The 18,899-nt window shown below is 41.8% G+C and carries 20 protein-coding genes; 17 read left to right on the top strand and 3 right to left on the bottom strand.

The features are described from left to right. Window positions 1-93 precede the first annotated feature (93 nt). The 14 genes from ACI3E5_RS07960 (at window position 94) to ACI3E5_RS07895 (ending at window position 12,998) form a co-directional block, all read left to right on the top strand. On the top strand, window positions 94-1,755 hold the full coding sequence (locus ACI3E5_RS07960) for a phosphoenolpyruvate carboxykinase (ATP) (RefSeq protein WP_498821344.1): 1,662 nt from the start codon (window positions 94-96) through the stop codon (window positions 1,753-1,755). Window positions 1,756-1,828: 73 nt separating this feature from the next. Further along, window positions 1,829-2,257 (top strand): VOC family protein, encoded by a 429-nt coding sequence (locus tag ACI3E5_RS07955; RefSeq protein WP_010749608.1) that lies wholly within the window; start codon window positions 1,829-1,831, stop codon window positions 2,255-2,257. Between the two features lie 335 nt (window positions 2,258-2,592). Further along, the gene (locus ACI3E5_RS07950; protein ID WP_325845056.1) at window positions 2,593-3,423 is read left to right on the top strand and encodes a prenyltransferase; all 831 of its coding nucleotides are present in this window, start codon (window positions 2,593-2,595) and stop codon (window positions 3,421-3,423) included. Between the two features lie 109 nt (window positions 3,424-3,532). Then, window positions 3,533-4,225 carry a response regulator transcription factor gene (locus ACI3E5_RS07945; protein ID WP_010749609.1) on the top strand — a complete coding sequence of 231 codons (693 nt, stop codon included), beginning with the start codon at window positions 3,533-3,535 and terminating at the stop codon, window positions 4,223-4,225. Further along, window positions 4,218-5,201: a sensor histidine kinase gene (locus tag ACI3E5_RS07940; RefSeq protein WP_074932632.1), complete on the top strand. Its 984-nt coding sequence runs from the start codon at window positions 4,218-4,220 to the stop codon at window positions 5,199-5,201. Before ACI3E5_RS07945 ends, ACI3E5_RS07940 begins: the two co-directional genes overlap by 8 nt. Before the next feature lie 93 nt (window positions 5,202-5,294). Continuing rightward, entirely contained in the window at window positions 5,295-6,053 is a 759-nt protein-coding gene (locus tag ACI3E5_RS07935) for an ABC transporter ATP-binding protein (RefSeq protein WP_010749611.1), read from the top strand. Window positions 6,054-6,056: 3 nt separating this feature from the next. Then, the gene (locus ACI3E5_RS07930; RefSeq protein WP_498821339.1) at window positions 6,057-8,030 is read left to right on the top strand and encodes an ABC transporter permease; all 1,974 of its coding nucleotides are present in this window, start codon (window positions 6,057-6,059) and stop codon (window positions 8,028-8,030) included. Window positions 8,031-8,352: 322 nt separating this feature from the next. Next, window positions 8,353-9,045 carry a M23 family metallopeptidase gene (locus ACI3E5_RS07925; protein ID WP_121261144.1) on the top strand — a complete coding sequence of 231 codons (693 nt, stop codon included), beginning with the start codon at window positions 8,353-8,355 and terminating at the stop codon, window positions 9,043-9,045. 128 nt (window positions 9,046-9,173) lie between these two features. After that, window positions 9,174-9,725: a CDP-alcohol phosphatidyltransferase family protein gene (locus tag ACI3E5_RS07920; protein WP_142968180.1), complete on the top strand. Its 552-nt coding sequence runs from the start codon at window positions 9,174-9,176 to the stop codon at window positions 9,723-9,725. A gap of 141 nt (window positions 9,726-9,866) precedes the next feature. Further along, window positions 9,867-10,850: a serine hydrolase domain-containing protein gene (locus ACI3E5_RS07915; protein WP_498821336.1), complete on the top strand. Its 984-nt coding sequence runs from the start codon at window positions 9,867-9,869 to the stop codon at window positions 10,848-10,850. 270 nt (window positions 10,851-11,120) lie between these two features. Next, window positions 11,121-11,495: a hypothetical protein gene (locus tag ACI3E5_RS07910; RefSeq protein WP_325845059.1), complete on the top strand. Its 375-nt coding sequence runs from the start codon at window positions 11,121-11,123 to the stop codon at window positions 11,493-11,495. 167 nt (window positions 11,496-11,662) lie between these two features. Continuing rightward, window positions 11,663-11,965 carry an antibiotic biosynthesis monooxygenase family protein gene (locus ACI3E5_RS07905; RefSeq protein WP_015509867.1) on the top strand — a complete coding sequence of 101 codons (303 nt, stop codon included), beginning with the start codon at window positions 11,663-11,665 and terminating at the stop codon, window positions 11,963-11,965. 58 nt (window positions 11,966-12,023) lie between these two features. Next, window positions 12,024-12,488: a hypothetical protein gene (locus ACI3E5_RS07900; protein ID WP_325845060.1), complete on the top strand. Its 465-nt coding sequence runs from the start codon at window positions 12,024-12,026 to the stop codon at window positions 12,486-12,488. 48 nt (window positions 12,489-12,536) lie between these two features. Beyond that, the gene (locus ACI3E5_RS07895; RefSeq protein ID WP_142964824.1) at window positions 12,537-12,998 is read left to right on the top strand and encodes a DUF3788 family protein; all 462 of its coding nucleotides are present in this window, start codon (window positions 12,537-12,539) and stop codon (window positions 12,996-12,998) included. 308 nt (window positions 12,999-13,306) lie between these two features. Here the strand turns inward: ACI3E5_RS07895 and ACI3E5_RS07890 are convergent, their stop codons facing one another. Next, the gene (locus tag ACI3E5_RS07890; protein ID WP_074535248.1) at window positions 13,307-14,191 is read right to left on the bottom strand and encodes a LysR family transcriptional regulator; all 885 of its coding nucleotides are present in this window, start codon (window positions 14,189-14,191) and stop codon (window positions 13,307-13,309) included. A gap of 213 nt (window positions 14,192-14,404) precedes the next feature. Between ACI3E5_RS07890 and ACI3E5_RS07885 the strand changes: the two genes are divergently transcribed. From ACI3E5_RS07885 to ACI3E5_RS07875, 3 genes are all read left to right on the top strand, one after another. Continuing rightward, window positions 14,405-15,502, top strand: coding sequence for an alpha/beta hydrolase (locus ACI3E5_RS07885; RefSeq protein ID WP_411814115.1), 1,098 nt, complete (start codon window positions 14,405-14,407; stop codon window positions 15,500-15,502). Between the two features lie 122 nt (window positions 15,503-15,624). Beyond that, window positions 15,625-16,137 (top strand): cyclophilin-like fold protein, encoded by a 513-nt coding sequence (locus ACI3E5_RS07880; RefSeq protein ID WP_325845063.1) that lies wholly within the window; start codon window positions 15,625-15,627, stop codon window positions 16,135-16,137. 22 nt (window positions 16,138-16,159) lie between these two features. Further along, the gene (locus tag ACI3E5_RS07875) at window positions 16,160-16,729 is read left to right on the top strand and encodes a sugar O-acetyltransferase (RefSeq protein WP_325845064.1); all 570 of its coding nucleotides are present in this window, start codon (window positions 16,160-16,162) and stop codon (window positions 16,727-16,729) included. A gap of 76 nt (window positions 16,730-16,805) precedes the next feature. On the opposite strand, the gene floT is transcribed toward ACI3E5_RS07875, so the two are convergent. Next, window positions 16,806-18,260 carry a flotillin lipid rafts scaffold protein FloT gene (gene floT, locus ACI3E5_RS07870; protein WP_005230116.1) on the bottom strand — a complete coding sequence of 485 codons (1,455 nt, stop codon included), beginning with the start codon at window positions 18,258-18,260 and terminating at the stop codon, window positions 16,806-16,808. A gap of 25 nt (window positions 18,261-18,285) precedes the next feature. Then, on the bottom strand, window positions 18,286-18,813 hold the full coding sequence (locus ACI3E5_RS07865; protein ID WP_034858578.1) for an NfeD family protein: 528 nt from the start codon (window positions 18,811-18,813) through the stop codon (window positions 18,286-18,288). Window positions 18,814-18,899 lie beyond the last annotated feature (86 nt).

Raw genomic sequence — 18,899 nt, 5'->3', positions numbered from 1 at the left:
ATAGTTAATGTGTATAAAAATATGGCATAGCGTGATTAGAAAGTATTATAATAAACGTAGTGAATAAAAAAATTTTGTTAGGAGGGATTGCACATGGCAACGATTCGTGCATTTTCACACAAAGAGATTACACCGCAAAATACACATTTGTCGAGTTTTAAAGTGTTGATAGAGTCAGCTTTTTATGGGAACAATGTCACTTGGATTCATGATCTAGCCACTGCCTATCACTTAGCAAAAGAATCTTCTGGCGCTATTCTTACGGATATGCCGGTAACACACACCAAGGGGTTAGGACTACCAGAGGATGCAAAAGTCATCGTGTTTAATGACGGAAAAGTGGTTGGACGGACAGCGGCAGCTCGACGCATCATCGGGCATCCTGGAATCCAGCGAGAATTATATGAAGACATTTTGCGAGATGCCTTATACCAAGGAACCCGCAAGCAATTTTATGGTGGTGAAGTTGTTGTAGGATTAGATGAAGCGTTTATGGTCAAAGCTCACCTGTTGATACCAGAGCACTATGAAACCAACTTTTACTCTTATTTGTTGAATTTTCAATTGATGACGAAATCATGGGAAGAAAGGTACCAACGTTCCAAAGAATATCCAGAGACGGACATTTTTTTGTACGCTGATCCAGATTGGTCTCATCCTGATTTTCCTTATGGACTGTCTCTTTTTGATCCTGAACACAATGTTGCGGCAGTCTTAGGTTTAAACTATTTTGGTGAATTGAAAAAAGCGACATTAACTTTGGCTTGGGCTACCGCGCATCGCCATGGCTTTGTGGCGTGTCATGGGGGAATGAAGCAGTATCAGTTACCGAATCGAACATTTACGATGGCTGCTTTTGGTCTTTCAGGATCAGGAAAATCGACTATCACATTGGCAGAACATGGTGGCAAATATGAGATCAAGGTTCTGCATGACGATGCATTTGTGATTAATCAAACAAATGGGGCATCTACTGCACTGGAGCCTTCTTATTTTGATAAAACGCAAGACTATCCACTAACCAACCCAAGTGTCCGCTACTTTATCACCTGTCAAAATGTTGGGGTTACTTTAGACGAGAAAGGAAAAAAGGTCCTCGTGACCCAAGATATTCGTAATGGGAATGGTCGAACCGTCAAATCACGATATGTCACACCTAATCGGGTGGACCATTTAGATTCGCCGATCGATGCCGTATGTTGGATCATGAAAGATGACACGCTGCCTCCTGTAGTAAAAATTGACGATCCGATTTTAGCCGCTGTTTTTGGTTTGACCTTAGCTACGAAGCGCACGACAGCTGAACATATTGTCGAGACCACGGATATAGATAAACTGGTCATCGAACCTTATGCCAATCCATTTAGAGTCTATCCTTTAGGGGAAGATTTTGCCCATTTCATGCACTTGTTTAAAGAAAACCAAACGGCTTGTTATATTCTAAATACAGGCTTTTACAAAGGCAAGAAAGTCACGCCTGAAGTCACACTAACATCGATTGAAAAAATTGTGGAAGGCGAGGCTGAATTTAAAAATTTCGGTGGGATCACTGAAATGAGTTTCCTGCCAGTAACAGGCTTTAAAGTCGATTTTCAAGCTGCCTCCTATGTTACTCATTTAAGAGAGCGGATGCAAGGACGGCTGGACTTTATTTTGGCTCAAGAGACAGAAAATGATGGCTATAATAAGTTGCCTAAAGAAGTAGCAACGGCAATGGAAAAGGTAATTTCTACATTAAGTGAGCTTCCTAGCTAATTTAGTTGAATCAAACTTCCGCAAGCGGCTTTTTTCATGAAACACTTAATTTGTTAGCCAGAAAGGAGCGAATATGAACATTCAGTTTCACCATATCCAAATCACAGTCAATGATGTAAAAAAAGCAGAAGGCTTTTATGATCAATTATTTGCACTATTAGGTTTTGACCTTCAGAAGAAATATTCTGGGTACTTAGAACATGCCGATATGGAAGTAGTAGAATATATAGGCGATTCATTTGATTTCGGCATTTGTTCCCCACGAAAAGAATGGAAGAACGAGAAAATCGATTCAAGAAAACCGGGCTCTGTTCAACACATAGCATTTAAGGCGGAAAGCCGCGAAGTCGTAGATGCGATCTTTCCCAAAATAAAAGCTTTAGGGGTAAAGATCCTTCACGATCGACCAATGGAATACAAAGAGCGCATCGCCCCTAACTACTATGCCTTATTCTTTGAAAGCCCAGAAGGCATTCGTTTTGAATTATTTCATTATGCCTGATTCCTTTTATTAAAAGAGTGGGGCATGAACTTGTTGCGTGAGCGTGTTCCTATTCAGGTGATCTTTCATTATGGGGTTCGGATGATCATGCGATTTCAGAGACAAACTTTTTTAAAACCTGTCATCAGGAAAACTAGAACATTCTTTTTAAAAGTACGTCCGTCGGGAAAAAACTATTTGATTTCTAAAATTCATTTGGACAATTCAAAAACAAAAACTTAACTCATGTGTTAAAAAACGTTCGAATTTTTATCATTCTAGAAGCGAGTGCACCGTGGGTCAATGAGGATTATTGGGTTGATTGCACGACACTTAAGAGATTGAGGAAGATCAATATGGATCAGAGGGTTCAGCAAGACATCGAAGCAATCATTTCCCATCAATATGATCATGGCGCCGATTTATGGTCGACGCCAGACCATAAATTACTAAAAGGAGCACCCTTTACGACCTTAGAAAGTCCTCTTTATTTACTTGAACTTGGCATGTCACGTGAGGAGAACTTATTAAAAGAGACAGCCGCATTGATCTTTCAAGGATGGAGAGAAGACGGCAGATTTAAAATTTCTCCGTCAGGGGGGATCTATCCATGTCATACGGCGTTGGCTTTGCGAACGCTGTGTGCTCTTGGTTACACAAGGGACCAGCGGCTGCAACAGACCTTTCACTATTTTCTTGCTACTCAGGAAGCAGATGGCGGCTGGAAGTGCAATAAGTATAGTTTTGGTCGCGGCCCTGAGACCCACTTTTCCACGCCAATGACGACGTTAACGGTCCTTGATGCCTTTCGCTATACTCATGATCGTGAACAGATGGAAACGCTTAAGCAAGCAAGCGAATTTTTGCTTGCTCATTGGGAGATCCGTCAGCCACTCAGTCCCTGTCATTATGGGATGGGTACATTATTTATGCAGACAGAATATCCCTTTAGAGGATACAATCTTTTTTATTATCTGTATGTCTTGTCTTTTTATCCTTCTGCTAGAAAAGACGCACGATTTTTGGAGGCTTTGCAGCAGTTTGAATCGAAAGTTCAAAATGGCAATGTCATCGTAGAACGGGTCGTACCCAAACTGAGGAAACTGAATTTTTGCCAAAAAGGGCATATCAGTCCCTTTGCCACACAGCGTTACCAAGAAATTCTTGCTCGATTGGCAGAGGATTGAGGAAAAAAACAGCCCTTTGAAAGGTTCCCCCCATCTAGACGATTCTTTTTCTTTTCTGGTACACTGTCTGTAAAGAAGCAAGTGATTAATCAACAGAGAGGAGAAAGACATGCAAAAAATATATCTTGTTGAAGATGATGCAACGATCGTCTCTGTTCTAGCAGAATATTTGCAGCAATGGGGGTACGAATGTGTTTCCGCGAAGAATTTTGCTAGCATCTTGCAAGAGTTTCATGAGATCAAACCGGATCTCGTTCTTTTAGATATTTCGCTGCCTTATTACAACGGGTATCATTGGTGCCAAGAAATTCGCAAGAAGTCAGAAGTGCCGATCATTTTCCTTTCGTCGATGGATCAACAGATGAATCAGATCATGGCGATGAACATGGGAGCAGATGATTATTTAACAAAACCCTTTGATTTAGCCTTCGTTTTGGCAAAAATCCAAGCATTGCTGCGGCGCAGCTATCAGTATAGCCACCAACAAGCGCTGACCTTTGAGATAGGGCAAGTAACCTTTTATCCCACAGAAAATGTATTAAAAAAGCAGGGGGAACAGTTGCCACTGTCTCCAAATGAAGCTCGGATTCTTTCCTTGCTTTTGCAGCATCGAGGGAAGATCGTAGCCAAAGAGACCATCATTGAAATGCTCTGGAATAGTGAAGAATTCATCGATAATAACACATTAGCGGTCAATATGACCCGCTTGCGAAAAAAATTAAGCCAGATCGAACTATCCGATTTGATCCAGACGGTAAAGAATAAAGGGTATTTGATAGAAAAGGAACACGCCTATGACTAACGTGAAAGAATATTTCGTCCTTTATGGAAAGTTTTATCTCGTTTACCTGCTGTTTAGTGCGGGCCTATTTGGGCTATTCTTTCTCCACAGCCTTTCGTTGGAGCCCTTCATTGACTATGTGGTCTTTTCAGGGGTGATCTTAGGGGGACTTTCCCTTTTTCATTATTTTCGTTACGCACAAAAAAGAAAGCAGCTGCAGCATTTATTAAGAAAAGAACGTATGACGGAAGCGGCGTTGGCGTTCTTGCCTGCCACTCGAAATCGTTTAGAAGACGAATACCAAGCCCTTCTTAAACAATTGGCAAGAGAAAAAACCACTTCTGATTACAAGGCAGCGTTAAAAAATGAAGAAATTTATGAAGATTTCGGCTTGTGGCTTCATCAAATCAAAACGCCTCTAGCTGCGCTGGATCTTTTGGTCCAAAGCGATTCGTTGTCACCGACGGAGGTCAAAGCGGAATTATTTAAGGTGAATGATTACTTGCAAATGATGTTGAATTATTTACGACAAAATTTAGCGAATGAAGATTTTGTCTTTGAGTCGATTGCTTTAGCGCCCCTCGTTCGTCAAACGATCAAAAAGTATGCCTTGTTTTTCTCGAAAAAGAATCTGCAACTGGACATGGCGGTGGATTTAACGGTGACATCCGATCGAAAGTGGCTCGTTTTTATTTTTGAACAGGTTCTTTTCAACAGCTTGAAGTATACCGAAACTGGTGGCATCAACGTTTTCACTAAAGACAATGCCTTAGTGATTCAAGATAGCGGCATTGGTATTCGTAAGGAAGACTTGCCAAGGGTGTTTGAGAAAGGATATACGGGACAAAATGGTCGCTTTCAGCAACGAGCGAGCGGGCTAGGCTTATATATGAGTCAACAAGCGGCTGAAAAAATCGGCTGCCGTTTAGCGATTGATTCTGAAGTGGGACAGGGAACCATCGTCACACTTCATTTTCCCACCACAAATAACCGATAGCCGCAAACTTTCAACACTGTAAGTTTGCGGTTTTTATTGTAAGTCGCTTTTTTCTGCCAGTCAGCTTATTCTAAAAAGGAAGGAGGGAACAAGATGACACTTTTAAACATTCAACAAGTAAAAAAAATCTATCAAAGCCAGCTGAACGGACAACCCGTTGAAGCGTTGAAAAATATTACCTTTATGGTAGAAGAAGGGGAATATGTCGCTATCATGGGGGAATCAGGCTCGGGAAAGAGTACGTTGCTGAACTTGATGGCGACGTTAGACCAACCAACAGCGGGTGAAATGCAGCTGAATGGCATCGATCTGACCACGATCAAAGAAAAAGACGCAGCGAGTTTTCGACGGGATCACTTAGGCTTTGTTTTTCAAGACTTTAATTTATTGGACACCTTTTCGGTAAAAGACAATATTTTATTGCCATTAGTTTTATCAAAAGTTTCCGTCAAACAAATGGAAAAGCAGCTTCAACCTATCGTACAAACTTTAGGGATCGCCGATTTATTGCAGCACTATCCGTATGAATTGTCTGGCGGACAAAAACAACGAGTTGCTGTCGCACGAGCAATCATCACAAAACCGGAACTGCTATTAGCAGATGAGCCAACCGGAGCGCTGGATTCGAAAACCTCTGATCAATTACTGACATTATTTCAACAGATCAATCAAAATGGACAGACGATCGTGATGGTCACTCACAGTTCGATCGCAGCCAGTCGCGCACAACGCGTCTTGTTTATCAAAGACGGGTATGTGTTTCACCAGCTGTATCGAGGGGATCGCAGCAATACCGCTTTTCTAGAAGCAATCGCCGAAACAATGACTGCTGTCTTTGCAAAGGAGGAGTAACGAATGTTCTTTCAAAAAATCGCCTTCTCCAATTTGCGTAAAAATGCCAAAGCTTACACACCCTTTTTATTATCTATGAGTTTCTTGGTGGCTGTTTTGATGATGACGCAAATCATCGTGAACAATCCAGGAATGAAGGAACTTCCTAGTAGTCAAAGCGCCATCTTCATGTTTCGTTTAGGAAATATCATCCTCATGATTTTTGCGGCGATCTTTTCCTTTTACACCAATAACTTTTTGATCAAGCAGCGAAAAAAAGAATTTGGTCTCTACAATGTTTTAGGACTAGGAAAACGTGAGATAGCCTTCGTGGTCTTTTGGGAACTCTTTTACAGTTTTCTCATTAGCCTTGCCGCCGGACTGATCAGTGGCTTATTGTTTGCACGATTAGGATTTTTGATACTGAAGAAAATCTTAGCCGTAGGCGAGTTCTTTGTCTTCAAACTGTCATTTGAGAGTATTGGCTTGGTGATCCTGTATTTTATGTTCGTCTTTGGTTGTTTATTTTTATTTGACATACTGCAAGTCCGAAAAACCAATCCACTTCAATTACTGCAGGGAAGCAAGCGAAATGAAAAAGAACCACGAGCAAAAGGTATTTTGGCACTATTAGGTGTCCTTTGTTTAGTGGCAGGCTATACGATCTCTGTGACGATCAAGTCTCCTATCAGTGCATTAGGCCTGTTCTTTGTCGCCGTTGTCCTCGTAATCTTGGCTACCTATTTGTTGTTTATTGCGGGCAGTATCAAAGCATTGCAGTTTTTAAGAAAACGAACGACCTATTATTATCAAACGACCCATTTTATCAATGTCTCTACCATGTTGTATCGGATGAAGCAAAATGCGGCTGGTTTAGCAAGTATTTGTATTTTATCAACGATGGTTTTAGTGACCGTTGCTACGACCGCCAGTCTTTATTTTGGACAAAAGAATGTGATCGAAACCCGTTTTCCTTACGATGTTCAAATTGAGTCAGCGGCTGATTCCCAGCAAATCAACACAGCAATTAATGGACTTGAAGAGAAGCTAACGATCAAAGAGCGCCAGCAAGTCACTACAACAAGACCGTTGCTTTTTACCTTTGAGGAACCAAATTTTGTTCCCTCAACCACTTTTGAAGAAAATAGCGGTAGTTTAGATAAAGCCGTGTATCTTATTTTTCTTACCAGTTCTGAATACCATGAAATCACTGGGAAAACAGGACCCACTGACGACGAACTATTCGTTTTTCCCGCCACCTGGACGCATCAAGCGTTACCAGAAAAGACGACGATCGATGATCGTCAATTTCGCTTGCGGGAATTGAAAGAACTGCCAACATTCACGAAAACAGAAAACCCCGTTCAGCATCTTGTTCTCGTGGTGGATGATCAGTGGCTTGCCGAAAAGCTAAGCGCTTGGTATCAAAACGAAGAGTTTCAACTTTACCAGCAACCAGTGACAACAACAGTCTTTAATTTTCAAGCAGCAGAAACAAGCGATCGCGAAGCCATCGCAAAAGAGATTCGCAGCGAACTTCTGGCAGCAGATGCTCAGGCGAGCGTTGAATCAAAAGATCTTTTTGAAGTTGAGACAAAAACCTTTACCGGCGGCTTCTTCTTCTTAGGCTTGATTTTTGGTGTGATCTTTATTTTAGCTGCTGCATTGATTATTTATTATAAACAAGTTTCCGAAGGGATGGAGGACAAAGAACGTTTCGAGATCTTGCAAAAAGTTGGGTTAAGCCATAAGGAAGTCAAGCAAGTGATCCAGCAGCAAGTTTTGATGATCTTCTCATTTCCTTTGGTGGCAGCGATCATCCATTTGGCGTTTGCTTTACCAATGATTCGAAAATTACTGATTCTTTTTGGTCTGACGGATCGTAACTTATTGATCACGGTAACGATTATTTCTGTCCTATTGTTTACAATGATTTATCTACTGGTGTATTTCATCACCGCAAGAGTCTACTATCGATTGGTGGAGCGCAAACAGTAGCGGGGGGACAAATGCTATTTTGTCAGACGATAGCTAGATGGATTAGCCGTCACCGCCAAGAGCTACAAAAAAATAAAATGTAAGAACACCTCATCCATGAAGCGACGCTCAAAAGTTAGAATTTTTGGTCTAACAGTTTGGAATCACTACATGATTGAGGTGTTTTTTTGATAGGCACGCCCGTTAGCCCACTTTTTAGAGTTGAAAAAAATCCTTAGGTGACCTATAGTGAAAAGGAGTAAAGCACGGGTATAGAGTGCCGCGCGATTGATAGTCATTTCAAAATAAAAGAGATCATGTGATCCAAAAAGGAGAAAGCCCTATGAAAGAGCAGCCGATAACCATTGGATTCCCCTTAAGAGGTGAGTGGCTTGCGCCGACTACACCAGCCGAGAAGATTCCTAGCCATGGTACCGATCGAATGGGGTTGCGTTATGCCTTTGATTTTTTACAAGTTAATTTTGAGGGGAAAACCAAAGCTTTTCATAATCGAAGCTTTCTGCGCTATTTCTTCTTAGGGGTTCCGCTGGAGAGCTGTTATTGTTGGGGCGAAAAAATCTATGCGCCTTGTGATGGCGAAGTAATTGTTGCAAGAGATGGCTATCGGGAACGGAAAATCGTTCACTGGATCAGAGATTTTTCGATCGCTGTAAAAAATGGTCTGTTTTTTAATGAACAAAAAGATGATTATCAACAAATAGCTGGCAACTACATTGTGATAAAAGCTTCTGAGGGCGTTTATATGGCATTTGTTCATCTGCAAAAAGGATCTGTCACTGTTTCCGTAGGACAAAATATCACCAAAGGGATGGTGATCGGAAACGTTGGCCATTCAGGAAATTCGACTTCGCCTCATCTGCATTTTCAAGTGATGGACACAAGTGATATCGGCCATGCAAAAGGTCTTCCTTGCCGCTTTGAAGAATATGAAGTGTACCAAGCAGGGGGATGGACAAAGGTGCAGAATCGGATACCAGGAAGTACGGATCGGATACGATTGTTGAAGGAATACTAAGGACCAGTTTTGAAACATTCGCATCAGGGCTTGCAGGATGCTCAACTGAAAGAACGTTTAAAAGTCTTTGGACTACTTTTAAGTACGTGAAATAATCTTAGGCTTTCAAAATTTGTGAAGAAAATGAAATGCAAGGAGAACAAATGAATCATTTACCCAATATCCTTACCACATCTCGACTGATTCTCGCACCACTTTTACTATTCCTTCAGCCAATGTCTGGCTGGTTTTGGCTGCTCTATTCCTATTGTTTTGTAAGCGACCTCGTCGATGGGCTGCTTGCAAGAAGGATGAATCTTACGAGTGAGGTGGGTGCCTTACTAGACAGTTTCGCAGATGTAAGCTTTTTTCTCGCAGTTTTTCTTTCTTTTCTACCACAGTTGTTGGCGGCACATACGCTTTGGGTCTGGCTACTAGTGATTGCTATGATTCGTTTTGTCAGTTATCTGATTGGCTATGTAAAATATCGGTCTTTTAGTAGTCTGCATACATGGCTCAACAAAGCAGTCGGTTTTCTTTTAGGTAGTTTCCCATTGCTGCTCATGGTGAGTCATGCAAAAATTGTTGTCTTGATTTTGGGGACCATCGCCACTGTTTCCGCATTAGAAGAATTGCTGATAACGATCCTCTCAAAAAATCTGGATAGAAATCAAAAATCGATATTCGAAAGTTTTAAGTAAGGCGCCTCTATCATTGAGGGCCTTTTTTTGCGTATTCATCGCTAATAGACTTTTAAAAGACCCTTCAAAAACAATTTTAAAAATAACATTGAAAACAATTTTTAATGGTATTATGCTTATCTTTGAAGGGAGGCTTCACAAATGAATAGACAAGAACTGCATGCATGTATCAGTAAAAACCAGCCTAATATTTGCCAAATTGCTGCCTACCAAAATGGAAAGGAAGTTTACTCGGATGAGTGGCATGAGTATAAGCCAGAGGATACTTGCCACCTTATGTCCGCTACGAAAAGTATCGTTTCTCTACTAGTTGGGATAGCGATCGATCAAGGTGTCATCCGAAGTGTCAATGACAAAGTACTCGATTATTTTCCAGACTATCAAGTAAAACGGGGCGAAAAAACGATTCAGGATATTACGATCAAACACCTATTAACGATGCGAGCCCCGTATAAATGCAAAGGTGATCCATGGACAAAGGTTTGTTCGAGTGACGACTGGACCAGCGCCTCGCTTGATTTATTGGGAGGAAGAAAAGGGGTGACAAATGAATTCAATTATCAAACCGTTTGTCTGCAGATCCTCACTGGTTTGTTAGCGAAAGCTTCTGGAATGACGACCGTTGATTATGCGAACCATTATTTATTTCGACCTCTTGGTGTAGCCGAACTGACCAATTATTATGCGGAAACGGCACAAGAGCATAAGCACTTTACGATGAGCAAGGCACCAAAAAAACCGGTTTGGTTTTGCGATCCTTTAAATATTGGCACTGCAGGTTACGGGCTTTGTCTTTCAGCAAAAGATTTAGCCAAAATCGGTGAGCTATGCTTGAACCAAGGCATCCATCAAGGACAACAAGTGATTTCTTCACAATGGCTCACTGAAATGGTCAATCCGCTAGAGACAAACATAGAGAAATTTCAAAATATGAGTTATGGGTATTTATGGTGGATCTTGGATGCTGAGAAAAGCACCTATGCCGTCATCGGCAATAGTGGAAATGTCCTTTATATTGATCCCGAATCAGAGACTGTTATCGCCATTACGGCGTATTTTAAGCCAACTGTCTTTGATCGCATCGACTTTATCGAGACAGAGCTAAAACCGTTCCTTTTGCACTAATGAGCGTTAAGAAAAAGCAGTCTGCTGTCAAAAGTTGATTGCTTTTTTTGTAGACGAAAGCTTAATGATCCCTTTTGTGACTATGGCAGGCAGGTGACCTACTGATAAAGCTCGGCTGCTAGCCTTTTTATGAAATTATAATTTAGCAATTTGATCCCGCAGGTAGGAGGCTAAATCAATAATAAACGGAAGATAAATGAGAAATGAATAAAATGACCAAACTATCAATGACGTAAACTTGGTATACTATAATTGAGAAGAAAATCACAAGTGAAAGGAGCGGTCGGGGTGTTTTCAGAAATCAGTATCTATCAAGTGAAACCCAGTAGTGTTGAGACCTTTGAAGCAGTCATGCAGGATGCAACAGAGGCAATGAAGGCCATGGAGGGGGCTTTGTTCTTTCGATTAATGAAACGAACCCATTACATCAAAGAAATGAGGACCATCAAGGAAGGTCGCCTGCCAGATCCATTGACGAGAGTCATAAAATGTGTGAAATATGCTCACTATTGGGAGTTTGATAGCGAAGAAAATTATGGCAAAGCTCAAAAAAAGTTGTATGAAAGTTACTGGAAAGCAATGGAGAAATGTTTGATCGTTCCCCACGACAAACTATTGGGGGAAGTTCTTGAGTGTTCGCTTTAGTACCAAATGCTCTCCTGCTGAACGGACTTTTTGTTGCAACTGTTAAGAAAGGACAGGGTAGAAATACAACGGACGTTAAAAAAGTCATTTGAACGGTTGAATGGAGAACTGTTAGTTTTTTTTAAAACGCTCTATTACTTGATGGAATCTAAAAGGAGGAAGCCCCGATGGCACAGGTTGCTTTTCATAATTCGTACAAATTAAAAAAAGGCGTTTCAACAGCGGAATTTGTTCGTGTCGTTGAACAATTAAACCGAGAATACATTTCCAAACAAAGAGGATACCTTTCTTTTGAATTATTAGTAGATGGAGAAACTTGGGCGGACATCACCAAGTTCGAAACGAAAGAAGATGCGGAAACATTTGCCCGATGCGGCACGCCTAATGCCTTTGCACAAAAGTTTTATTCATTCATCAATCTAAACAGTTGCACCTCTCACCTATACACCATTGAAAAAACGTTCCAATAACTAGCCACTATGGAATGAACAGCTCAAAAAACAATTCATATGAAAAGAGGAACTTCTTATGACAAAACCAGCAGAATGGTATCAAGGAAAAGCCGGTCGGGCAGAACATTTGGTCTATTTAAATAAGGAAGCCAAAGAGCTTGAGAAACTGATTCAAGGTGACAAAACAATGATCATTCGGGGGGCAGCCGGCAGAAAATCACCTTTAGGAGGAAGAGCCAAAATCAACGATCTTGTGTATTTTGTGGAGACCGGCGGCGATTTGACCATCACTCATCGGGGTATCATTGCCAACGTGGTTGAATCTGAAAAGATGACGAAAGAAGAATCCATAGATTTTGTAAAACGCTATGAAAAAGAGTTGAATTTATCGAAAAAACAAGTCGATCGTTGGGCAGGGAAAAAATATCTAGCAGTCTATGAAATCGCTGAATTAGAAGAAATAACACCATTTCAGTACAATCGTGAAAAAAATATGGATGATTGGGTCATCACAGATGATATCAACAAAATCAAATTGTAACGTAGCGAAAACCTTAAAAAACGAAGCGCAAAGGAGTTGAGTGGAAGGATGGAAGGCAAAAAGCAATTGTTTCGAGACAAAAACGTGAAACCAACAGAGCAGCTGATTGCAGAATCTCTGGGTGAAGGATATGTTATTTATCAACGTTTTATCGAAACCCTTGAAAACGAGGGCATCTCTCTTATGGATTGGCGCTATTACCAAGATGGAAAAGCGTGGTTGTCAAAAGGCGAATACAAATGGACAACGACTCGTGGAACGAATAAAGTGAAACCAATTTTTTGGCTCTCGATGTGGGAGGGCTTCTTCAAAGTCTCCTTTCACTTTAGCGAGAAAGTCCGAACACAGTTATTGTCTTTACCAGTAAGCGATGAGACAAAGGAAACCATTCTTAAGGCGCCAACTAATGGCACGAAAATGAAGTTTTTTTCTGTGATTTTTGATGTCGCTAATGATGTTCCTTTACTTGATATTTACCAAATCGCTGAGTTTCGAAAGCATTCTATTTAGGCTGTTTTATCTCGCAAAGGTAGAGTCAAATCCTTAGACATCTTCGAAAAAAAGAAAAGAGAATTTGTTCCATTTTTTGAAACATAGCTATAAGAATATCGAATGACTTTTTAGAAAACCTCACGATAAAGGTCTGTGAAATAAGAGCAATAGGCTGTTATTTCGTTTCGTTCAGTTGATGGATTGAAATGACTGAGATTAAGAGAGGAAACGCGCTAACTGATTTTGGTCAATGAATCATCTTAATTAATAAAAAACTAGGTGTGTCATGTCAAAAACGAGGCACCTAGTTTTTTGTTTTTCAAAACTCATTCCTCTATAAAGCGTTCCTTCATCCGCTCCAAGAAAAGTCCAGAGGCTTTTGAAAAAACTTGGGTGTTTTTCCAAATGACCGCAAGATCTGATTCAAGAGTGGGACTCAATTTTCTAAAGCATAAAGGACTGTCAGGGGTGAAGTTGATTAATTTGTCGAGGGTCAATGCATAGCCGACGCCTTCTTCAACCAACTTTGACGCATTGTACACGAGATTATACGTGGCAACGACAGTCAATTTGTTCATGTCTTTTTTCAACCATTTAGAAAGCTCACTGCTGACCAGACTTTGTCGTGAAGTAATCAACGGAACCTCCCAGAGATCCTTTGGTGTGATGACTTCGTTACTAGCAAGGGGACTGTCTTTTCGCATCAAGACGCCCCAGGTGTCTCTGGCAGGTAAGCGCAAGGAATGGTATTTTTTGACGTCGACGGGGCTGATCACGACGCCAAAATCCAACAATCCTTTGTCCAACCGTTCTTTGACCTCGTCAGCATTGCCGCTAAATAAATGAAATTTGACGTTAGGGTACTCAACTTGAATCTCCTTGATGATTTTTCCCAACAACTGGATCACGTAGGTTTCTCCAGCACCGATCGACACGTTACCGGCAATCGTATCTCGAGGTGACAAAAATTCAGAACGGGTCTTTTCTAACAATTCTACAATTTCTTCCGCCCGCTTACGAAACAAGAGGCCATCTTCCGTCAGCGTGATTTTGCGATTGCCTCTGGTGAACAGCGTGACACCTAATTCTTTTTCTAACTCCATTAACTGTCGTGACAGGGATGGTTGCGAGAGATGCAGATGTTTTGCGGCAGCTGAAATTGTTTCTTTTTCTGCAACTGCTAGAAAGGTGGTTAAACTTTTTAATTCCATAGGTCTATACTCCTTTTTTTCTATGCTTTATATGAATAGTTAGTTATTTGATATTAGTATTTTACATAGAAAGATGCGGCAAGTACAATAGGTTTATCCAAAAATAGCTCAAGCGATCAAGAAAAAACGATCATCCAGCCCTTGATCATTTGAGAAACATTGGAGAATCGCCCTAAGGTACAGGATAGTTGATCGAGAAAGAAGGCGAATGAAATGAAAAAATGGCAAAAGAAGGCCTTTGTGTCTTTAGTTGTGCTGGCACCGTTGGTTTTAGGTGCTTGTAGCAGCAATAATGAGGAGACGAATGAAGAGCCGCAAGCCAGCTCAGGAGGAGAAACGATGACAGAAAATGTTTCATTGACAGATGAATGGGATAAAGTTTTCCCAGAAAGTGACACGGTGAATCACCGAAAAGTGACTTTCCAGAATCGTTACGGGATCACTTTAGTTGCTGATCTTTATGAACCAATTGATGCGCAAGGACCACTTCCAGCAATCGCTGTTAGCGGACCTTTTGGAGCAGTCAAAGAGCAGACATCTGGTCTATATGCGCAAACGATGGCAGAGCGTGGTTTTGTTACGATCGCTTTTGATCCGTCCTATACAGGTGAAAGCGGTGGCGAACCACGCTATGTGGCTTCTCCAGACATTAATACAGAAGATTTTCAAGCAGCCGTCGATTTTCTATCTGTCCAAGAAAACGTAGATGAAGAAAGAATCGGTTTGATCGGGATTTGTGGCTGGGGTGGTCTAGCTTTGAATGCCGCAGCCATCGATACCCGTGTGAAAGCGACTGTTTCTGCCACCATGTATGACATGTCGAGAGTCAATGCTCAAGGGTATTTTGATGAAATGGGGGCTGAAGGACGCCATGAATTGCGCCAGCAGCTGAACGCCCAACGTACAGTTGATTTTGCCAATGGCAGCTACGAACGAGCAGGTGGGGTACCAGATACACTGCCAGAAGACGCGCCGGTCTTTATGCAGGATTATTTTGATTATTACAAAACAGAACGAGGCTACCACGAACGTTCCTTGAACTCTAATGATGGTTGGAATGTCACGTCTTCGCTGTCATTCTTGAATATGCCACTTTTGTCTTACATTGATGAGATCCAAAGCGCCGTTTTATTGCTTCATGGAGAAGAAGCCCACTCACTTTACTTCAGTCAAGACGCCTTTGAGCAATTACAAGGCGATAACAAAGAGCTGACAGTCATTCCTAATGCTTCGCATGTTGATCTATACGACCAAACAGAGGTGATTCCTTTTGACCAAATGACCGAATTCTTCCAAGAGCATTTGAATTAAACCGCAACAACCAGCTGCACGACTGTTCAGTCCCATATCTTCTGCTGAGCAGTCGTGTTTTAGAAAATAAGCATTCCGTTGCCCGCCGCTACATCGAATCATCAGCAGAAAGGAGCGAAGCCATGTTGATAAAACTCATCCCTGCTGTCTTGCTGTTCCTGCTAAGTGCCTGTGGGACAAGTGGAACAGAGGAGAGGCATGTGCTGTCTGCCAGCGAAACTTCCTCTGAGGCAAGTCAGGATCATGATCAACCGACGATTGAATCACAAACAGCTGTCGTCATTACGGTTGGTCAACAGGATTTTATAGCGAAGTTTTATGAAAATGAGGCGTCTGAATACCTAATGAATCAAATGCCCTTCACGTTGACAATGAGTGACTTGAACAACAACGAGAAATATTATCGTTTTTCTGAGAATTTGCCAGAAATGACTACAGAACGGCCGGAGATCATTCACGAAGGAGAAATCATGAGCTGGAATAGTCATACGCTGGTGCTGTTTTATCAGACCTTTACCAATTCTTATGGTGGCTATAGTCGTATCGGCGTGATTGAAGATCCAGCAGGATTAAGGGAAGCAATGGGGGGAGAGGACGTGGAGGTTGTCTTTTCGCTAGAAAATACTCGTGAGTAACGAATGATTAGGAGAAAAACAAATGACAATCGATCAATTAAACAAACTTATGGCAAATGGTGAACCCTTACTTGCCGGTTCGCAAGCTTCAAAACAAATGGTGGCTTTGAGTGCTGAGGCGAGAAAACTGACCATGGAAATCAATACGGCTTATCATGAACCTCATGAATTACAAGAACTTTTTGCCCAATTGACTGGGAAAGCAGTTGAACCGACATTTTCGCTTTTTCCGCCTTTTTATACAGATTACGGCAAAAACATCCAAATTGGTAAAGGGGTGTTTCTTAACGCCGGTTGTCATTTTCAAGACCAAGGAGGGATCACGATCGGTGATGGTACCCTAATTGGGCATAACGTTGTTCTAGCTACCTTGAATCATGGACTTCACCCTGAAGATCGTAGTACGCTTTATCCAGCACCCATTACGATTGGGAAGAATGTCTGGATTGGCTCAAATGCAACGATCGTTGCGGGTGTGACCGTCGGTGACCATGCGATCATTGCTGCTGGGGCAGTGGTGACCAAAGATGTCGCTGAGCGCACGATCGTGGCTGGTGTACCTGCAAACTATGTCAAAGAGGTCACTGAGTAAGCACAATAGCAATGAGTAAGAAAAACTGCTGTTCGCCTTGTCGCTTTTGAAGCGATGAAGACGAACAGCAGTTTTCTTATTCTTGAGGCGGCTCGCTCGTATTGGAACCGGCGAAGTTTTCGATCAACGATTTCACATCCAGACCGAGGGTTTCTTTCAATGTTTCTTGTGTGGTCGACAAAAGATTGGTGGCGTAATTGGTGACACGATTGGCACCGCCGCCTTCACCTGATCCTGTATCAACGACCGAAATTTTATCGATATTGCCTAATGGGGCGGCAGCCTCTTTGACTAATTGCGGCATGATCTCAACGATCATGCTAAGGATCGCTGCTTCATCATATTTCTTGAAGGCTTCAGCGATTTTTTCCTTCGTTTCAGCTTCCGCCGTTCCTTTCGCCAAAGTCGTCTCGGCTTCTGCCAAACCAATCAGACGAATCTTATCGGCTTCAGCTTTAGCCAACGACTCTGTTCGAAACTGCTCAGCTTCAGTGGTTGCTAACGCAGACGCTTTTTTCGCTAATGCTTCTTGTTCAAGCGCATAACGATCGGCATCGGCTTTTTTCTTGATCTCAGAATCAAATTGGCGTTCACGACGCAAGATTTCTTTTTCTTCCAATTCGATTTGTTTTTGTCGTTCAACGACTTCGACTTCAATCTCTTGTTCTCGGACTTTTTGTTTCATGATGGCACTTTGCAGATGATAGGCTTGATCGGCATCGGCTTTGGCGATGTCTTGTTCTTTCTTATAAAGCGCCAACTTCAATTCTTTTTCCTTTAATGCTTCAGCGATTTCGGTCATGCGTTTTGATTCCGCTGTTTGCGATTCTTGTTCCGATTGGGCTTTTTTGATGCGGGTTTCTTTCAGCGCTTCGGCTTCTGCAATTTCAGCATCCCGTTTGACTTGGGCGATTCTAGGTTTTCCAAGAGAATCTAAATAGCCATTTTTGTCTCGTACTTCTTTGATCGTAAAGGAGACAATGATCAAGCCCATTTTCGCTAGATCGACAGAGGCCACTTCTTGCACGCTTTGGCTAAATTTGTCGCGATTTTGATAGATTTCTTCGACGGTCATCGAACCAAGGATCGAACGCAGGTGACCTTCCAAGACTTCTCGTGCCTCATTTTCTAATTCTTCACGGGTTTTTCCTAGAAACTGTTCCGCTGCCGTTGCGATTTCTTCCACGGATGAGCCGATCTTGATAATGGAAGTTCCATCACACATAACGGGAACCCCTTGTTCCGTATACACTTCTGGTGTTGAAACATCCAGCTTGCTGGAAAGTAAGCTGATTCGGTTTGAACGTTGAAACACTGGCAAAACAAAGGCTCCGCCACCACGCACGATTTTGATTTTGTTATTGCTCTCATCCGCATGAACATTTTTGTTGCCAAGGTAACTTCCGCTAATAATCAACGCTTCATCGGGCTTGGCTGTTTGATATTTCGTGACAAAGATGATCAAAAGCATCAGTAAAATGAACGCCACGATTGCGATCGGAAAGACAATTGGTGATAAGAAAATATCCATAGATGCACCTCTTTAGTGATTTATTTTAGTTGTCCAAAAATTTTTCTGTATAGGGAACGACGTAGCAAATACGCTCTTTGACTTCAATAATCAACACTTTTGATCCTGCTGCTAATGGTTCATCGATAGGTTGAAAAGCCGAGGCTGGACGATTACTTGAACCAGTGACACTTGTGAGTTGAATTTCACCCATTCCTTCACAAGGAATCGGCGTCAGCACCGTTGCGATTCGACCTTCAAAGTCTTTCTCGGAACTCGACAGCGTCGCTTCAGCATTCCTCATGGGAATCAGCACGTAAAAATTCAAGAGAAAAACGAGCCCTGTAGAAAGACAAGCGCTACCAATGAAAAGCATCATCGAATAGCCTGGGAAAATAGTTTCCCCTAAGTAACCGAAAAGACTCGTAAAGGCAAACCAGGGGATGATCAACATCGGATCAATTGGACCATCAAAATCGAAGATATCGCCAAACAGAAGCAGCAAAAAGGCTAAAATGGCACAGCCAATCAATACATACAAATAAATCTGATCAGGTGCGTAAGTGTGCAGCACGTATCCACCTCCTTGTATATTAGAGTTAGGGTTTTAACCTTCCGGTTTTGATTGGATAACCCTATGAACCATCGTTATTTTAATTT

It is taken from the genome of Candidatus Enterococcus avicola (assembly GCF_047470845.1).
Lineage (GTDB): Bacteria > Bacillota > Bacilli > Lactobacillales > Enterococcaceae > Enterococcus_D > Enterococcus_D casseliflavus.
The sequence above is the reverse complement of the archived record's forward strand: the minus strand, read 5'-3'. Positions and strand labels throughout refer to the sequence as shown.